Origin of the sequence: Microbacterium sp. Ru50 (assembly GCF_002920555.1) — a bacterium.
Taxonomy (GTDB): Bacteria; Actinomycetota; Actinomycetes; order Actinomycetales; family Microbacteriaceae; genus Microbacterium; species Microbacterium arborescens.
In genome coordinates, this window is the sequence record NZ_PQSV01000001.1 from 335,333 (window position 1) to 351,923 (window position 16,591).

The window sequence follows — 16,591 nt, forward strand, 5'->3', positions numbered from 1 at the left end:
GCCTCAGTGGTGGAACGCCGAATTCGCGGCGGCCGTGGGCATGGGCGACTGCAGGCCGTCGAGGTACGCCACCTCACGCTGGATGTCGGCCAGCAGCGACTGAGCGAGGTCCATGCTCAACCCATTGCGCACGACGATGCGCTGCACCGTGATGTCGGTGAGATCGTCCGGCATCGGATAGGCCGGCACCAGCCAGCCGCGCATCCGCAGTCGATCCTGCAGGTCGTACAGCGTCCAGTTGTCGGTGTGTCCCTTCTTCAAGCGCCACGCGAACACCGGGATGTCGCTTCCGTCGTTCCACAGCTCGAACGCAGCGAGCGCGCCGATCCCGGCGGCGAGATACTTCGCGACGTCCTGCGACTCCTGTTGAACGGCACGGTATCCCTCGAAGCCGAGCCGGAGGAACAGGTAGTACTGGAGCAGCACCTGAGCGCCCGGCCGCGAGAAGTTCAGCGCGAACGTCGGCATCTCGCCACCGAGATAGCTCACCTGGAAGACGAGGTCTTGGGGCAGCCACCGCGCTTCGCGCCACACGACCCAGCCGAGGCCCGGATACACCAGGCCGTACTTGTGGCCCGAGGTGCTGATCGAGTGCACCCGCTCCAGCCGGAAGTCCCAGACCAGGTCGGGCTGCAGGAAGGGGGCGATCATCCCGCCCGATGCGCCGTCGACGTGAATAGGGATGTCGAGACCGGTGTGTTCCTGGATCGCGTCGAGCGCAGCAGCGATCTGCGCGACGGGCTCGTACATCCCGGTGTACGTCACGCCCATGATCGCGACGACGCCAATCGTGTTCTCGTCGACGTATTTCTCCAGGTCGTGGCCGTCGAGCGTCTTGTGCTCCTCCGTGATCGGAACGAACCGGGGCTCGACGTCGAAGTAGTTGCAGAACTTCTCCCAGCACACCTGCACGGCGCTCGACATGACAAGGTTCGGAGTGGACGCGTCCTTGCCCTGCGCCCGGCGGAGCTGCTGCCAGCGGCGCTTGAACGCGAGCCCGCCGAGCATGCACGCCTCCGAAGAGCCGATGGTCGAGGTGCCGATGCTGTGCCCGGCATCCGGCGAGTTCCACAGATTGGCGAGCATCCGCCAGCAATTGTCCTCGATGGCCGCGGTCTGCGGGTACTCATCCTTGTCGATCATGTTCTTATCGAAAGACGAGGTGTAGACGTCCTTCGCCTCGTCATCCATCCACGTGCTCACGAACGTGGCGAGGTTCAGACGCGCATTTCCGTCGAGGATCGTTTCATCCTCGACGATCTGCTTCGCGGTCGCGGGAAGCGATTCGTTTTGGGGAATCACGTGCCGCGGCGCACCCTTCGCCTCCGTGGGCCTGGTGAACAGAGGGGCTGCGGGGCTGATCGTTTCGTCGTTCATTTCGTCTCCTCATTGCACGCCGAATAGAGGCGGCGAGGGGTCGACCGTGTCCCCGCGGCCGAAGCCGCCCCTGTGAATGCCACCCAAGTTAGGACGGGCCTCCAGGCGTCACAAGGGGGGTCGACGACACTGCGAATCGACCCCGAACCTGGAGTTCAGAAACCGGATCAGGCGCAGAAATCGGAGGAGGTACGGTCAGAGCGGGCTACGCCCGCGCACGCCCGAGAAGACCCGCCCGCTGCAGTAGCAGATACATCTGGCAGCCGAGGCAGAAGCCGAACGCGGCATTCAGGAATGCGGCTGCGAACGCCAGCGCAGCCGCGATGGGCAATGCCCACGGAACGCCTGCGAGATGCAGCAGCAGCCCTGCCGCGGTCACCGTGAGGCCCACACCCTGCGCGAAGCGCGGCGGACGCGCGTCCTCGAACTCTCGCGGGGGTGACAGGCGCGGCCGCACGACGCGGCGGAAGAGCACCGCCCAGGGCGCGGTCCGCGGTGACACGACGCCCCACAGGAACAGGAGCGCCGCGAGGAGCACGAGCAGGAAGCCCCCATCGACGACCCGATCGGCGAGTGGCGCGGCTCCGAGGCGCCACTCGGCACCCGTCGGCGCCGTCGCGATTCCGAGCAGCGATGCGAGGAAAGCCGCGAGCAGCAGGACGGCCGTGATGGATGCCGCGAAGCGTGGCGCACGGACGTCGAGACGTTCGATCGCGGTCATCTCACGCCTCCTGCAGCAGACGGGTGAGCTCGGTCTCGAGCGCGGACCGATCCGGGACTCCACCCGTGCGCTGACGCACCCTCCCGGTGCCGTCGAGCACGAGCACCGTGGGTGTCTGCATGACGTCGAACCGGCGAGTGAGGTCGGGACGATGCGTCAGGTCCACCTCGACGTGTCGGACGCCGTCGTGGTCCCCCGCGAGCGACGTCAGCACGCGCCGCGCCGCGGGGCACCGAGAGCACAGCTCGGTGCTGAACTGCAGCAGGGTCGCGGACTGGCCGAAGGCCGGCGTGCCGACCATCGAGGGAGTCAGGAGCTCACCGTCTGCGACGTCGTGCGTACGACCGCGCGAGCGCCGGGCGATCATGCCGATCGCTGCGACGAACGCGACGAGCACGATGGTCAGGACGACGGCGGGAAGCGGCTGCACGATCGCCACGGTAGTCCGCGGGTGACGGCGGCGGGGGAAGTGTGTCACCCCGTGACGACTCCCCCCGCCGTCGTCAGCGAGCGGTCGTGAAGCTGACCACCTTGGGAGCGCGAACCACGGCTCGGGCGATCTCGCGGCCGTTCAGGGCGCGGACCACCTTCTCGTCGGTGCGGGCGAGTGACTCCAGCTCATCCGAGGAGATCTTCGCCGACACGTTGAGCGTGCCCCGGACCTTTCCGTCGATCTGGACGACCGCGGTGACGGACTCCTCGACGAGAAGCGTCGGGTCGGGCTGGCGCCAGACGGCGAGGCCGACGAAGGGCTCGTGCCCGAGGGTCTCCCACATCTCCTCCGCTGTGTGCGGAGCGAACAGATCGAGGATGACGGCGACCGCCTCGGCCGCTTCGCGAACTGCCGGGTCGCTCGCGCCGGCGCCGCTGTCGATGACCTTGCGGGTGGCGTTCACGAGCTCCATGAGCCGCGCGACGACGACGTTGAACTTCGTCTGCTCGACGAGCCCCGGGGCGTCTGCCCACAGGCGGTGCGTGACCCGACGCAGCGCGGCATCCCCCTCGGCCCAGACGACGTCGATCTCGCTGTCCACGTCCGCGGCGACCCGCAGCGCACGGGCGAGGAACTTCGCCGCGCCCGTCGTGGAGACATCCGCCCAGTCCTTGTCGTCCTCGACCGGACCCGCGAACGCGAGGGCCACACGCAGGACGTCCGCGCCGTGCTGCTCGAGCTCCTCCTGGAAGAGCACGAGGTTGCCCTTGCTCTTCGACATCTTCGCGCCGTCGAGGATGACCATGCCCTGGTTGATGAGGCTCGAGAACGGCTCGGTGAACTCCACCTGGCCCATGTCGAACAGGGCCTTGGTGATGAACCGCGCGTAGAGCAGGTGCAGGATCGCGTGCTCGACGCCGCCGATGTAGAAGTCGACCGGGCCCCATTTGTCGGCCTCGCGAGGCGCGAAAGGCTGGCCGGCGTCGTTCGGCGACAGGAATCGCAGGAAATACCACGAGCTGTCGACGAAGGTGTCCATCGTGTCCGGGTCGCGGCGCGCGGGATCCCCCGTCTCCGGGTCGGTCGTGGTGACCCAGTCGGTCGCGGCACCGAGCGGCGACGCGCCCTTCGGCGTGAGATCGAGGCCAGCCACGGACGGGAGGCGAACCGGAAGCTCTTCGGCGGGCACCGGAACGATCCGGCCGTCCTCGGTGTGGATCATCGGGATCGGCGTACCCCAGAAGCGCTGACGCGAGATCAGCCAGTCCCGCAGGCGGTAGGTCTTGGCCGCACGGCCGGTTCCGCTCGCGGTCAGCTGCTCGATGGCGCGCCCGATCGCGTTGCGCTTGCTCAGGCCGTCCAGTGCACCCGAGTTGATCATGCGTCCGTCACCCGTGAGGGCGACGCCGGTGCGGGCAGGGTCGAGGTCATCGATCGCGGGGGCGGAGTCGACGGGCACACCCTCGTCGTCGAGCTCGATGACGGGCATCGCACCCGTCACGGGGGCCGTCGTGTCGACGACGACCCGGACGGGCAGGTCGAACGCTCGCGCGAAGTCGAGGTCGCGCTGATCGTGCGCCGGGACGGCCATGACCGCACCGTGACCGTAGTCGGCGAGCACATAGTCGGCAGCCCAGATCGGCAGCCGCTCACCGTTGATGGGGTTGACGGCGAACCGGTCGAGGAAGACGCCGGTCTTCGGACGGTCCGCGGTCTGCCGGTCGATCTCGCTCGTCTTCTGGACGGTCTGCAGGTACTCGCGGAAGCGCTGCTGCACCTCGTCGGAAGAACCGGCCGCGAGCTCCGCCGCGAGGTCGGAGTCGGGTGCGACGACCATGAAGGTCGCACCGTGCAGCGTGTCCGGCCTGGTCGAGAAGACGGTGACCTTCTCGTCACGGCCCTCGATCTCGAAGTCGATGTCGGCGCCGACCGATCGACCGATCCAGTTGCGCTGCATCTGGATGACCTTCTGCGGCCAGAAGCCCTCGAGCTGGTTCAGGTCGTCGAGCAGGCGGTCGGCATATTCGGTGATCTTGAAGTACCACTGTGTGAGCTTCTTCTTGATCACCTCGGCACCGCAGCGCTCGCAGTGCCCGTCGACGACCTGCTCGTTGGCGAGCACCGTCTGGTCGTTCGGGCACCAGTTGACCGGGCTCTCCTTGCGGTAAGCCAGCCCCTTCTCATAGAGCTTCTGGAAGAGCCACTGGTTCCAGGTGTAGTACTCGGGGTCGCTCGTGTGAAGCACGCGGCTCCAGTCGAACGAGACGCCGTACTCGTGCAGGCTCTGCTTCTGCTGGGCGATGTTGTCGTACGTCCACGCTCGGGGGTCGGCGCCGCGCTTGATGGCGGCGTTCTCAGCGGGCAGACCGAAGCTGTCCCAGCCGATGGGATGCAGCACGTTGTAGCCGCGGTGCCGCCAGAAGCGGGCCACGATGTCGGAGTAGAGGTAGTTCTCGGCGTGCCCCATGTGGAGGTCGCCCGAGGGGTACGGGAACATCGCCAGGACGTACTTGCGGGGACGCTTGTCGTCATCGCCGCCGGCACGGAAGGGATCGGCGTCTGCCCAGGCGCGCTGCCACTTCGCCTGAACGGCGTGGGCGTCGAATGCGGCGGAATCGGGCGTGTTGGCGCGATCAGTGGAGCTGTCGGTCACGGGTGAACCAATCTGGGAATGCGAAAAAGGCGCGAGAGCACCGCTTCCAGGCTACCGGACCCGCTCCCGCCACCGGGGCGGCAGGTCGGCGCCGAGCGCGGCGAGCGGTGCCTGCGCCTTCAGCGCCACCTCGTCGACCTCGGCGTCAGGCTCGGATCCCCATGTGATGCCACCGCCCGCCCCGACGTAGGCGGTGACGGCGTCGACGATGATCGACCGGATGATCATCGCCAGATCCGCATCGCCGTCGTGGCCGACCCAACCGAAGCACCCCGCGTACGTCCCGCGCGGGGCGCGCTCGAGAGCATGGAGGATCGTCATCGCCGAGAGCTTCGGCGCGCCGGTCATGCTCCCGGCCGGGAACGTCGCGGCGAGGACCTCCGACAGTCGCGTGCCCGGTCGGATCGATCCCGACACGCTGCTGACCAGCTGGTGCACGGTCGGATAGGTCTCGACCTCGAGCAGCCGCTCGACCACGACGGAGCCGGGCTCGCTCACGCGCTGGAGGTCGTTGCGCATGAGGTCGACGATCATGACGTTCTCCGCGCGCTCCTTCGGGCTCGTCAGGAGATCCCGGACGAGCCGGGCATCGGATGCCGCATCGCCGCCGCGACCCCGGGTGCCTTTGATCGGGCTCGTCAGGACGGTTCCATCGGCGAGCCCGAGGAATCGCTCCGGGCTCGCGCTGATCAGCGCCCGCTCCCCCGATCGGATCAGCGCGCCGTGATGCGACGACGACGCGCCCCGGAGCCTCCGGAACACCCCGAGCGCATCGATCGGGCGCTCGTCCCGCACCGTGAACCGGGTCGTGAGACAGAGCTGGTACGCGTCGCCCCGGCGGATCGCGCTGCGGCAGTCCTCGACGAGTGCGGCGTAGCGTTCGGGCCCGACGCGAGCCGCGGCGACGAGGCGACGAGGGAGCGCCGATGGCTCGCCGACGCCGGCAGCGGCAGCGGCAGCGGCCGTACGCCAGCGGTCGACCTCTGCGGCGAAGTCCGCCACTGCGTCCGCCGGTGCCGCCACCCACACGCGCCGCTCCGCGTGGTCGAACGCCACGAACCGATCCACCCGCAGCCAGAGCGCGTCGGGTTCCTCGGCATCGCGCTGCGCCGGCGCTCCCGCTCGTGCGGCCGCAGCGTCGTAGCCCGTCCAGCCGACCCAGCCGCCGCCGAAGGGCCCGACGCGCTCCCCGCCGCTCCTCGCACACGTCGACGACCCGTCCACGATCGGGTCGGGAGCGTCGGCCGGCTCGCCGGAACCGAGCCAACTCCATCCCGAATCAGCGTCGACACCGGCGTCGAGCCAGAAGACGTGCTCGCCGGGCACCGTGCCGATGAGGTCGGCGGGATCGATCCACCCGTCGAGGCAGCGGAAGCTGGTCGTCTCGGGCACGATCACAGGTTATGTCTTAGGTCGCGCCCCTAGGCTCGGAGCGTGAACGAGATCCTCGACTGGATTCTGAACACTGTGCAGAGCATCGACCCGGTGCTGCGCACGGTTGTGGCGGGAATCGCGATCATGCTCGAGACCAGCGTGCTCATCGGCCTGGTGGTGCCCGGCGACACCGTGGTGATCGTGGCCGCGACCGCGGTCGGGAGTGTCGGCGAGGGCTTCATCCTCGGCGCGGCGGTCGTCGCCGGCTCGCTCGCAGGAGAGTCGATCGGGTTCGCGCTCGGGCGCTGGCTCGGCCCCCGCATCCGCTTCTCTCGGCTCGGCCGCCGCATCGGCGAGGACAACTGGGTGCGTTCGGAGCTGTATCTGCGCCGCCGTGGCGGGCCCGCGATCTTCCTCTCGCGGTTCCTGCCCGTCCTGCACTCGCTCGTGCCGCTGACGGTCGGCATGAGCGGCTTCTCGTATCGCCGCTTCATCGCGTGGACGGCCCCGGCCTGCGTCATCTGGACCTCGCTCTACGTGGGCGTCGTCGCCGCGGCGGCGAAGACCTATCGCGCCGTCTCGGACAACATCCAGTACGCCGGATACCTCTTCGTCGCCGTCATCGTCGTGTTCCTGGTTCTCGCGTACCTCGTGAAGCGTCTGATCACCCGGCGGGAGGCGCGCCATCTGCGGCTCGAGGAGGAGAAGACCCGACTCGCGGACGGGGACGTGAAAGACTGAAGCGATGGCTTCCTCACCCGCACCACGGAAGAAGATCCTGTGGTTGGCGCGCCTCGAGCGCCGCTTCCACTCGTGGCGCGAACGACGCGCCCGCGCGCGCGGTCAACGACCGACCGTCGCCGCATACCCGGGCTACGGCGGTGACGGGTGGGTCCGCGTCCTCGGGCGCGTGCTGATCGCACCCCAGAAAAGCCCTACGAAGGGCGGGGAGTACGCGTCGGTCCGTGGCTGGCGCAGCTTCGCGTCGGTGCCGGTGGCGTTCGCGCAGGTCGAGGTGACCGTCGCCGGCACGACGCACGCGATCGTGGCGGACCGCGGTGGCGTCATCGACGTCGAGCTGCCCGGGACGCTCGAACCCGGCTGGCAGACGATCACGATGACCGTCGAGGGCAGCGAGGTCATCGAGACACGGGTCTTCGTGATCGCCGGCGACACCGACTTCGGCATCATCTCCGATATCGACGACACCGTCATGGTGACCGCTCTGCCGCGTCCGTTCGTGGCGGCATGGAACTCCTTCGTCCTCGACGAGCACGCGCGTCAGCCGGTTCCCGGGATGGCCGTCATGCTCGAGCGCCTCACGCGTGACCGTCCCGGTAGCCCCGTCATCTATCTCTCGACGGGAGCCTGGAACGTCGCGCCGACCCTCATGCGGTTCCTCAGAAGGCACGTCTTCCCGTCGGGTCCGATGCTCCTGACCGATTGGGGACCGACACACGACCGCTGGTTCCGCAGCGGACGCGATCACAAGGCCGAGAATCTGCGGCGCCTCGCGAAGGAGTTCCCCAACGTCCGCTGGCTCCTCGTCGGCGATGACGGTCAGCACGACGACGCGCTGTACACGGCCTTCGCCAGCGAGAACCCCGACCGGGTGCGCGCGGTCGCGATCCGGCGGCTGTCGCCCGCTGAGGCCGTCCTCGCGGGTGGCCGCACCGCGGTCAACGATCACTCCGCGGCACAGGTGCCCTGGGTCACCGGGTCGGATGGAGCGGCGCTCCTGGACCGGCTCGCCGATGTCGGCGTCATCGAGCGCGACTGAGGGCGGTGCGGACGGATGTCGCACGCGCGCCCTACGCTGGAGATATGTGCGGTCGTTTCGTCGTAGCCCGCGTCGGTTCCGAGCTCGCGAGCGTTCTGCACGCCGAAATCGTTCCCGACGATCTGCCCTCTCCCTCGTTCAACATCGCGCCCACGGCCCAGGCGACGATCGTGCTCGACTCGGCCAAGACCGAGCCGCCGACGCGTCGACTGGCGTCGGCACGGTGGGGCCTCGTGCCCGCATGGGCCAAGGATCCGTCGGTGGGCGCACGGGCGTTCAACGCGCGGTCCGAAGAAGCAGCTGAGAAGCCGACGTTCCGTGATGCGCTGGTCTCGCGCCGTGCCGTCATCCCGGCCTCGGGCTACTACGAGTGGCAAGGCGCCACCGGGGACAAGACGCCTCACTTCATCCGGCCCGAGAACGGGGAGCCGCTCTTCTTCGCCGGGCTCTACGAGTGGTGGAAGGATCCGTCGCGTCCCGCCGACGATCCCGGCCGCTGGTTGCTGACCTTCACCATCCTGACCCGCTCCGCGGTCGGCGGTCTGGCGGAGATCCACGACCGGATGCCGCTGATGATCGACGCCGAGTACGCCGACGTGTGGCTCGATCCCACCACCGAGTACCCGGCCGATCTGCTCGACGCGGTGGCGGACGCGGCGCCGTCCGTCGTCGACACGCTCACCTGGTTCTCCGTCGGGTCTGCTGTGGGCAACGTGCGCAACGACGATCCATCGCTCATCGAGCCGGCATGACGCGGTCTCCCAGCGCACCGGTGTCTATCCTCGAGAGGTGACGCTCCGCCCCTTCGAACCCGTTCAGCTCGCGCCGGAGGTCTGGCGCGCGCTGTCCGATGCGCATGCGGAGCGCGCTGAGGCACTGACCGAGGCCCACCGGCGGCGCGCTTCGCGCGCTGAGAAGCATCCGGTCGAGGACTTCCTGTTCACGTATTACTCCTACAAGCCGGCCATCCTCCGGCGCTGGCACCCGGGCCCGCACGTTGTGCTCGAGGGCGCTGCGAAGGAGCGTGGCAGCTGGCGCTGGTACGAGACGGTCGGCGACGCCCACGCGCGCGTGGCCGACGAGCAGTTCCGGACCGAGCGCGCATCGCTCTACCGCGGCGTGACGGGCATCCTCCGTGCGACGCGCGATCGCCCGGCTGCTTTCGGGTGCTTCGGCCTGCACGAATGGGCGATGGTCTACCGCGCCGACGCCACGCGGCACGAGATCCCGCTCCGGCTCGGCGCGGCGAGAACGGATGCCGTTGTCGAGGCCCACGACCTACGCTGCACGCACTTCGACGCTTTCCGCTTCTTCACCCCCGAGGCGGTGCCGCGCAACCGCGAACCGCTCGACCGAGAAGGGGCGCCCGGACGCGAGCAACCGGGATGCCTGCACGCCGGCATGGACGTCTACAAGTGGATGCTGAAGCTCGGCCCCCTCGTTCCGGGGCATCTGCTCCTCGACGCATTCGTCCTGGCTCGCGACATCCGAGAACTCGATATGCGCGCCTCGCCCTACGACCTGCGTGACTGGGGCTACTCCCCCGTTGCGATCGAGACGGCCGACGGAAAGGCCGAGTATGTGCGCCAGCAGCGGCTGCTGAGCGCCCGCGGCCAGGCGTTGCGCGCCGCGGTGCTCGATGTCGTCGGATCAGAGCCCGAGCGGCGAGCCGCGCGTGCAGATCGATCCGCGGCCCCACCACGTGATGTGTGACCGTGCGGTCGGGCCGTGAACACCGTCGACGCCGATTACCACGACGCTCTGCGCATTCCTGAGGGTCTTATCGGTGCAGCACGGTCACCGCATTGCTGTTGTTCCCCGATTCGAGGATGCAGTCGTATGTGTTCCCGGCGCGGGGGATCGTGTACCACGCCCCGTTTCCCGAGGTGATGTTCTCGGAGCTGCAACAGTGAGAGGCGGCTGAGAACGTCATCGTCTGCCGCGGTGATTCCGGTGAATTCGATGAACGGATACAAATGATCCGCGGCGCGCATGAGGAAGCTGTGATGCGGACGACGACGCACACGAAAAAACCCCGCCGGAGGCGGGGCATTTCATATTTATCGGTGGACCTGAGGGGACTCGAACCCCTGACCCCCTGCATGCCATGCAGGTGCGCTACCAGCTGCGCCACAGGCCCGTGGTTTCCGCTCTCGCGGGAACTCATTTAGCTTACAACATCTCCGGGGGTGCTCGTGACCACGGTGGCCTCGATGGGGATCACCGGGCAGTCCTTCCACAGGCGCTCAAGCCCGTAGTAGACGCGCTCCTGCTCGTGGAACACATGCACGACGAGGTCGCCGAAGTCGAGCAGCACCCAGCGCGACTCCGTACGTCCCTCACGACGCAGGCGCTTGTGCCCGGCTTCGAGCATGCTCTCCTCGACCGCGTCGGCGATCGCGGCGACGTTGCGCTCGCTGTTGCCGCTGACGAGCAGGAAGGCGTCGACGAGCGGGAGGGGCTGCGACACGTCAAGGGCGACGAGATCTTCGCCGCCCTTCGATTCCGCGGCCGCCGCCGCGACGGCGACCATGTCGATGACTGCTTGTGAACTCATCCGAAGACTCCTGTGAAAAGCGAGACGAGCAGAACGCCCGCCAGAGCGAGAGCGAGCGCCCCCGCGGTGATAGCGAGGGCGACCGTCCAACGGCTGCCCTTCTCCGGCGCCGGCGGACGGATGACGTCCTCCGCGCTCTTGATGGTCGAAATGGCCGCGCTCGCGGCGATGGGCGTCGGAGACGATGAGGCCGGCAGCTCGCCGTCCACGAGGACCGCATCGACCTCCTTTCCGTCCGCAACACCCGGCACGACGCCGGTCGAACCGAAGTTCTCGGGCAGGGTGAACGTCCCGGTGATCAGGACCTCGCCGGTCGCGGTGACCGGTGCCACCAACGGCCCGCCGTCCGGGTTCTCCGCGAGGATCAACGCGTTCGGCGTCGTGAAGGCGCCCGTCGCGGCGGCACTGCGCGAGAGCAGCTGATCGAACGATGCGGGCACATCCGTTGCCGCGGACTCCCCCGCGAGCAGATCAGCGCCGAGGTCGTTCGAGACGACGTGACGCTCGGGCTCCGTTTCGTCCGCGCTCTCGTCGTCCGCGCTCTCATCGTTCGCGCTCTCATCGTTCGCGACGATGTCGTCTTCCGCGACGTGGTCCTCGGCGACGTGATCCTCGGCGACGTGATCCTCGGCGATGGTCTCGGAATCGACGGCGTCGGAGTCGGTGGGCTCGAACTCGGAGGCGATGACGTTCGGCGGGGCCGCCGTCGTCTCGGCATCCGTGCCGTCGGCACCCTCGGCCTCAGGAGCGTCGTGCTCGCGATCCGACTGGACGGCCTCGTCGGAGGCGTCGGGCTCGATCGCACGAGCCGCATCGTGGGGGGCGCTCTGACCGGGCGCATCCGCGTCGGGTTCGGCGACGACGGCCGCGTGCTCGCCGGTGGAGGTCACGACCGGGATCGAAGCCGTGCGGATCTTCTCCTGCAGTCGAGCCTGACGGCGGGTCAGCGCGGGCGATCCGAGATCGACCGAGGCCTGCGGCACCGGAGCCGGTGGAACCTCCACCGGCTCCGCAGCACGCGGAAGCGGCGCTGGGGCGGGCGTCGGCTCCGCTCCGGTCGCCGACGCGTCGTCGGTGGCGTCAGGGTCGACGATGATCGGATTGGAAGCCGTGTTGCGCAGCTCACGCAGTTGCCGGCGCGTCAGCTGCGGAGTCGGTGGCTGTTGCTCTTTGTCGCTCATGCCTTGCTCCGATAGAGATGATGCTTCGCAATGTATTGGACGACCCCGTCTGGAACGAGGTACCACACCGGATGTCCGCGTCCGACTCGTGCCCGGCAGTCGGTCGACGAGATGGCCAGGGCGGGGATCTCGAGCAGGCTCACGTCATCGCTGGGCAGTCCGGCACTCGAAAGCGTGTGGCCGGGACGCGAGACCGCGACGAAGTGGGCGAGCTCCCACAGTTCATCATGGTTCCTCCAGCTGAGAATCTGCGCGATGGCGTCAGCCCCGGTGATGAAGAAGAAGTCCGCCTCGGGACGTTGGGCCTTGAGATCACGCAGTGTGTCGATCGTGTACGTCGGGCCGTCGCGGTCGATGTCGACGCGACTCACGGTGAACATCGGGTTCGACGCCGTCGCGATCACCGTCATGAGGTACCGGTGCTCCCCCGGTGACACGAACGACTTCTGCCACGGCGTGCCGGTCGGCACGAAGACGACCTCGTCGAGGTCGAACGACTGCGCGACCTCGCTCGCGGCCACGAGGTGCCCATGATGAATCGGGTCGAACGTGCCGCCCATCACGCCGATACGCGGCGCACGCGTTCCCGTCATCGGAGCAGCCTCAGTGGTGGCCGTTCTCCGACTGCGTCAGTTGGTTGCCGTGGGCCGCGGCGTAGGCCTCCGCCTTACCGGCGTGGCGGTTCGCGACGTTGCGGTACGACAGCGTCACGAGACCGAGGGCGAGGAAGATGACCAGGGCGATGACGCCGAAGATCATCGTCTCCGCCTGCACATTGCCGTGGTGCTCGGTCTGCTCGGCGGCGAATGCGGTGATCGTGGCGAGGGTCATCGGGGCTCCGTTCGTTTCGCGCGGCGGCGCATATCAAGTTTAGGTGGTCAGGCGCGTGTCTGCCCGGCGCCGCGCGCGAGCCACTTCGTGCTGGTCAGCTCGGGAAGTCCCATCGGACCGCGGGCGTGCAGTTTCTGGGTCGAGATGCCGACCTCGGCGCCGAAGCCGAACTCGCCGCCGTCGGTGAATCGCGTCGAGGCGTTGGCCATGACGACCGCGGCGTCCACCTCGGCGAGGAAGCGTTCGGCATGAGCGTCGTCGGCCGTCACGATCGCCTCGGTATGCATCGTCGAATAGCGGCGGATGTGCTCGAGGGCTTCGTCGAGGTCGTCGACCACCCGCATCGAGAGGTCGAGGCTCATGTGCTCGGTCGCCCAGTCGTCCTCGGTCGCCTCGACGGCCTCTGGCACCAGTCGACGCACCGCGTCGTCGCCGTGGATGGTGACGCCGGCTTCGACGAGCGCCTCGGACACCGGCGGGATGAGGCGGTCGGCTGCCGAACGCACGACGAGCACGGTCTCCACGGCGTTGCAGACGCTCGGTCGTTGCGCCTTCGCGTTCACGACGATGTCGCGAGCCCAGTCGAGCGGCGCGGACTCGTCGAGCACGATGTGCACGACGCCCGCGCCCGTCTCGATGACGGGAACCGTCGACTCCGTCACGACGGTCTCGATGAGCTGAGCGCTGCCGCGGGGAACGAGCACATCGACCAAGCCTCGCGCGCGCATGAGGAACCGAGCGCCGTCGCGGCCGAAATCATCGACGGTCTGGATGCCGTCGGCGTCTACTCCGGCACGATCGAGCGCATTCCGCATCGACGCGATGAGGGCGCCGTTCGTCGACTGCGCGGCCGATCCTCCGCGAAGCGCCACGGCGTTTCCGGAACGGAGCGCCAGGGCCGTGATGTCGACCGTGACGTTGGGCCGCGCCTCGTAGATCGAGGCGACCACGCCGAAGGGCACCGAGACCTTCTGCAGCCGCACGCCTCCGGGCAGTTCCCGCTCGTCGAGCACACGGCCGACGGGGTCGGGAAGCCGCGCCACATCGCGGACCGCGCTCGCGAGCGCGCCTATGCGCCCGTCGTCGAGGAGGAGCCGGTCGCGCAGGCCCGCAGAGATACCCGCCGCATCCCCGCGCTCGAGGTCATCGCGGTTGGCCGCGACGATGCGCGCGGTGTCGGCGACCAGCGCGTCGGCGATACCGTCGAGGAGGGCCGTCTTGGCGGCATCGTCGAGGAGGCCGATCGATCGGCTCGCGCGCTTGGCGGCGCGGAGGCGCTCGGAGACGTCGGTAGCGACGGCGGTGGTCATCCCGTCAGTCTAGCGACGGGACGGTGGCGAACCCGTCTCAGGCGACGCCGATGGCTCCGGTGCCCTGCGGGAGAACCGGCGCCGGATTCGCTTCGAACCACGTGCCGACATCGGCCCCGGCGAGCACGTCGCTCGCGAGGTCGATGCTCGTCACGAGCGCGGCTACGCCGCCTTCGGCAGCCAACCGCGCCGCCGAGGCCTTCGTGGCCGCGCCGCCGGTGCCGACGCTGTTGACGACCGTCGCCCCGAACTCGTATGCGCTCAGGTCGTCGTCGAACGCGACCTTCTCGATGGGGCGTGCGCCCGGTTCGCTCGGGGGCCGGGTGTAGAGGCACGCGATGTCGCTCAGGAGCACGAGGGCATCGGCACCGATGAGGCGCGACACGAGCGCGGCGAGCCGATCGTTGTCGCCGAAGCGGATCTCGTGCGTGGCTACGGTGTCGTTCTCGTTCACGATCGGCAGGATCCGCAGTCCGAGCAGCCGCTCCATCGCGCGCCGTGCATTCGAGCGGTGCGTCGGATCGTCGAAGTCGCCGGCTGTCAGCAGAACCTGACCGGCGACGATGCCGTACTGCCGCAGCGCGTCCTGATAGCGGTAGACGAGGACGTTCTGGCCGACCGCGGCGGCGGCCTGCTGGGTCGCCAGGTCGGTCGGTCGCTCGTCGAGGCGCAGATACGGCATACCGGTCGCGATCGCTCCCGACGACACGAGCACCACTTCGGTGCCCCGAGCGTGCGCCTGCGCAAGGGCGTCCACGAGCGAGTCGATCTTGCCCGCGTTCTCACCGCTGATGGACGACGAGCCCACTTTCACGACCACACGTCGCGCACCGTTGAGCTCGGCGCGCGAGAGCAGGCTCATGCGTCGTCCTCGTCGGCACCTCGCGACTTCTCCGCGCGGCGCTCCGCCTCGAGCTCGGCACGGGCCTCCGCCTTCGCATCCATACGCTCGTGATAGCGCTCGCGGCGCTGATTGGAGGTCCGGCGCGGGTTCAGATCGAGGCGCGGGTCGGTACCGCGCGGAGCGGACATCAGTTCGGCGGCAGACGAGAGTGACGGGTGCCAGTCGAAGACGATCCCGTCGCCCTCGCCGATGACCACCGTCGACCCCGGGGTGGCACCGAGGCGGAACAGTTCGTCTTCGATACCGAGCTTGTCGAGACGATCCGCGAGGAAGCCCACGGCCTCCTCGTTCTGGAAGTCGGTCTGCTGGACCCACCGAACCGGCTTCGCACCCAGGATGCGGTAGACGTTGCCGTACGTCCCGCCTTCGACGCGGACGGTGAAGTCGCGCTCGGCGCCCTTGGGGCGGATGACGATCCGCTCGGCGGGCACCTCGGCCGCTGCCGCAACGCGGTGCTCGGCGACGAGCTCCGCCATGGCGAACGAGAGCTCGCGCAGGCCCTGCCGGCTCACGGTGGAGATCTCGAACACGCGGTAGCCGCGCGCTTCGAGATCCGGACGGACGAGGTCCGCCAGGTCGCGTGCCTCGGGGACGTCGGTCTTGTTCAGCGCGATCAGCTGCGGGCGCTGAAGCAGCGGAATCTGCCCCTCGGGCACCGGGTAGGCGCCGAGCTCGGCGAGGATCACGTCGAGATCGGTGATCGGGTCGCGTCCGGGCTCCAGCGTGGCGCAGTCGAGCACGTGGACGAGGGCCGAGCAGCGCTCGACGTGACGGAGGAACTCGAGCCCGAGCCCTCGGCCTTCGCTCGCACCCTCGATGAGGCCGGGCACGTCCGCGATCGTGTAGCGGATGTCGCCGGCCTGCACGACGCCGAGGTTCGGGTGCAGCGTCGTGAACGGGTAGTCGGCGATCTTGGGGCGCGCGGCGGACATCGCGGCGATGAGGCTCGACTTGCCCGCCGACGGGAATCCGACGAGCGCGATGTCGGCGACGGTCTTCAGCTCGAGCTGAACGTCGCCCTCCCAGCCGGGGGTGCCCAGGAGCGCGAAACCGGGAGCCTTGCGCTTCGGAGAGGCCAGCGCCGCGTTGCCGAGTCCGCCCTGGCCGCCGGGAGCCACGACGAACCGCATCCCCGGGGTGACCATGTCGACGAGCGTCTCGCCCTCGGGCGTCTTCACGACCGTGCCGACCGGCACCGGGAGCTCGAGGTGCTCCCCCGCCGCGCCCGAACGGTTGTCGCCCATGCCGAATCCGCCGTTGCCACCCGAGCGGTGCGGCGAGTGGTGATACGACAGCAGGGTCGTCACCTGGGGGTCGGCGACGAGGACGACGTCTCCGCCGTCACCGCCATTTCCCCCGTCGGGGCCGGCGAGCGGCTTGAACTTCTCACGGCGCACCGACACGCAGCCGTTGCCGCCCTTGCCGGCACGCAGATGCAGCGTGACCCGGTCGACGAACGTCACCATGCGG

The 16,591-nt window shown here is 68.7% G+C and carries 16 protein-coding genes and 1 tRNA gene; 4 read left to right on the forward strand and 13 right to left on the reverse strand.

Translation table 11 applies throughout. From position 1 onward, the window contains the following. Window positions 1-3: 3 nt before the first annotated feature. The 5 genes from C3481_RS01475 to C3481_RS01495 all read right to left on the reverse strand — a co-directional run bounded on the left by C3481_RS01475 (window position 4) and on the right by C3481_RS01495 (window position 6,576). Window positions 4-1,377, reverse strand: coding sequence for a glutamate decarboxylase (locus C3481_RS01475; RefSeq protein ID WP_071918107.1), 1,374 nt, complete (start codon window positions 1,375-1,377; stop codon window positions 4-6). Between the two features lie 205 nt (window positions 1,378-1,582). Beyond that, on the reverse strand, window positions 1,583-2,098 hold the full coding sequence (locus C3481_RS01480; protein ID WP_023950764.1) for a DUF4395 domain-containing protein: 516 nt from the start codon (window positions 2,096-2,098) through the stop codon (window positions 1,583-1,585). 1 nt (window position 2,099) lies between these two features. Beyond that, window positions 2,100-2,528 carry a thioredoxin family protein gene (locus tag C3481_RS01485; RefSeq protein ID WP_036304871.1) on the reverse strand — a complete coding sequence of 143 codons (429 nt, stop codon included), beginning with the start codon at window positions 2,526-2,528 and terminating at the stop codon, window positions 2,100-2,102. A 73-nt stretch (window positions 2,529-2,601) separates the two neighbouring features. Next, window positions 2,602-5,184 (reverse strand): leucine--tRNA ligase, encoded by a 2,583-nt coding sequence (gene leuS, locus C3481_RS01490; RefSeq protein ID WP_103840515.1) that lies wholly within the window; start codon window positions 5,182-5,184, stop codon window positions 2,602-2,604. 51 nt (window positions 5,185-5,235) lie between these two features. After that, entirely contained in the window at window positions 5,236-6,576 is a 1,341-nt protein-coding gene (locus C3481_RS01495; RefSeq protein WP_103841956.1) for an anthranilate synthase component I family protein, read from the reverse strand. A gap of 42 nt (window positions 6,577-6,618) precedes the next feature. On the opposite strand from C3481_RS01495, the gene C3481_RS01500 reads away from it, so the two are divergent. The 4 genes from C3481_RS01500 to C3481_RS01515 are packed head-to-tail and all read left to right on the forward strand — an operon-like array spanning window position 6,619 to window position 10,051. Next, on the forward strand, window positions 6,619-7,299 hold the full coding sequence (locus C3481_RS01500; RefSeq protein ID WP_036304580.1) for a DedA family protein: 681 nt from the start codon (window positions 6,619-6,621) through the stop codon (window positions 7,297-7,299). Window positions 7,300-7,303: 4 nt separating this feature from the next. Then, window positions 7,304-8,338, forward strand: coding sequence for an App1 family protein (locus C3481_RS01505; RefSeq protein WP_071918110.1), 1,035 nt, complete (start codon window positions 7,304-7,306; stop codon window positions 8,336-8,338). Window positions 8,339-8,382: 44 nt separating this feature from the next. Continuing rightward, on the forward strand, window positions 8,383-9,090 hold the full coding sequence (locus tag C3481_RS01510) for an SOS response-associated peptidase (RefSeq protein ID WP_103840517.1): 708 nt from the start codon (window positions 8,383-8,385) through the stop codon (window positions 9,088-9,090). Window positions 9,091-9,127: 37 nt separating this feature from the next. Continuing rightward, a complete protein-coding gene (locus tag C3481_RS01515) occupies window positions 9,128-10,051 on the forward strand; it encodes a 3-methyladenine DNA glycosylase (RefSeq protein ID WP_258038994.1) in 924 nt (307 codons plus the stop codon). Window positions 10,052-10,405: 354 nt separating this feature from the next. Here C3481_RS01515 and C3481_RS01520 read toward each other — a convergent pair. The 8 genes from C3481_RS01520 to obgE form a co-directional block, all read right to left on the reverse strand. Next, a tRNA-Ala gene (locus C3481_RS01520) sits at window positions 10,406-10,478 on the reverse strand. 27 nt (window positions 10,479-10,505) lie between these two features. Next, on the reverse strand, window positions 10,506-10,895 hold the full coding sequence (gene rsfS / locus C3481_RS01525) for a ribosome silencing factor (RefSeq protein ID WP_023950777.1): 390 nt from the start codon (window positions 10,893-10,895) through the stop codon (window positions 10,506-10,508). After that, window positions 10,892-12,076 (reverse strand): hypothetical protein, encoded by a 1,185-nt coding sequence (locus C3481_RS01530; RefSeq protein WP_103840519.1) that lies wholly within the window; start codon window positions 12,074-12,076, stop codon window positions 10,892-10,894. Before C3481_RS01530 ends, rsfS begins: the two co-directional genes overlap by 4 nt. Beyond that, on the reverse strand, window positions 12,073-12,669 hold the full coding sequence (nadD, locus tag C3481_RS01535; RefSeq protein ID WP_023950780.1) for a nicotinate-nucleotide adenylyltransferase: 597 nt from the start codon (window positions 12,667-12,669) through the stop codon (window positions 12,073-12,075). The genes C3481_RS01530 and nadD overlap by 4 nt, the downstream gene beginning before the upstream one ends. Before the next feature lie 10 nt (window positions 12,670-12,679). Beyond that, window positions 12,680-12,907, reverse strand: a complete 228-nt coding sequence (locus C3481_RS01540) for a hypothetical protein (protein ID WP_023950781.1) — start codon at window positions 12,905-12,907, stop codon at window positions 12,680-12,682. A gap of 47 nt (window positions 12,908-12,954) precedes the next feature. Further along, window positions 12,955-14,217 (reverse strand): glutamate-5-semialdehyde dehydrogenase, encoded by a 1,263-nt coding sequence (locus C3481_RS01545; protein WP_103840521.1) that lies wholly within the window; start codon window positions 14,215-14,217, stop codon window positions 12,955-12,957. Between the two features lie 37 nt (window positions 14,218-14,254). Further along, a complete protein-coding gene (gene proB, locus C3481_RS01550) occupies window positions 14,255-15,079 on the reverse strand; it encodes a glutamate 5-kinase (protein ID WP_071918115.1) in 825 nt (274 codons plus the stop codon). After that, window positions 15,076-16,587 carry a GTPase ObgE gene (gene obgE, locus C3481_RS01555; RefSeq protein WP_088379945.1) on the reverse strand — a complete coding sequence of 504 codons (1,512 nt, stop codon included), beginning with the start codon at window positions 16,585-16,587 and terminating at the stop codon, window positions 15,076-15,078. The genes proB and obgE overlap by 4 nt, the downstream gene beginning before the upstream one ends. Window positions 16,588-16,591: the final 4 nt, after the last annotated feature.

What these genes read in the sequence shown, in the direction of transcription:
- C3481_RS01540 (WP_023950781.1), bottom strand. Translation starts at nt 12,907, where the DNA reads ATGACCCTCGCCACGATCACCGCATTCGCCGCCGAGCAGACCGAGCAC.
- obgE (WP_088379945.1), bottom strand. Translation starts at nt 16,587, where the DNA reads ATGGTGACGTTCGTCGACCGGGTCACGCTGCATCTGCGTGCCGGCAAG.
- C3481_RS01475 (WP_071918107.1), bottom strand. Translation starts at nt 1,377, where the DNA reads ATGAACGACGAAACGATCAGCCCCGCAGCCCCTCTGTTCACCAGGCCC.
- proB (WP_071918115.1), bottom strand. Translation starts at nt 15,079, where the DNA reads ATGAGCCTGCTCTCGCGCGCCGAGCTCAACGGTGCGCGACGTGTGGTC.
- rsfS (WP_023950777.1), bottom strand. Translation starts at nt 10,895, where the DNA reads ATGAGTTCACAAGCAGTCATCGACATGGTCGCCGTCGCGGCGGCGGCC.
- nadD (WP_023950780.1), bottom strand. Translation starts at nt 12,669, where the DNA reads ATGACGGGAACGCGTGCGCCGCGTATCGGCGTGATGGGCGGCACGTTC.
- C3481_RS01510 (WP_103840517.1), top strand. Translation starts at nt 8,383, where the DNA reads ATGTGCGGTCGTTTCGTCGTAGCCCGCGTCGGTTCCGAGCTCGCGAGC.
- C3481_RS01505 (WP_071918110.1), top strand. Translation starts at nt 7,304, where the DNA reads ATGGCTTCCTCACCCGCACCACGGAAGAAGATCCTGTGGTTGGCGCGC.
- C3481_RS01545 (WP_103840521.1), bottom strand. Translation starts at nt 14,217, where the DNA reads ATGACCACCGCCGTCGCTACCGACGTCTCCGAGCGCCTCCGCGCCGCC.
- C3481_RS01530 (WP_103840519.1), bottom strand. Translation starts at nt 12,076, where the DNA reads ATGAGCGACAAAGAGCAACAGCCACCGACTCCGCAGCTGACGCGCCGG.
- C3481_RS01480 (WP_023950764.1), bottom strand. Translation starts at nt 2,098, where the DNA reads ATGACCGCGATCGAACGTCTCGACGTCCGTGCGCCACGCTTCGCGGCA.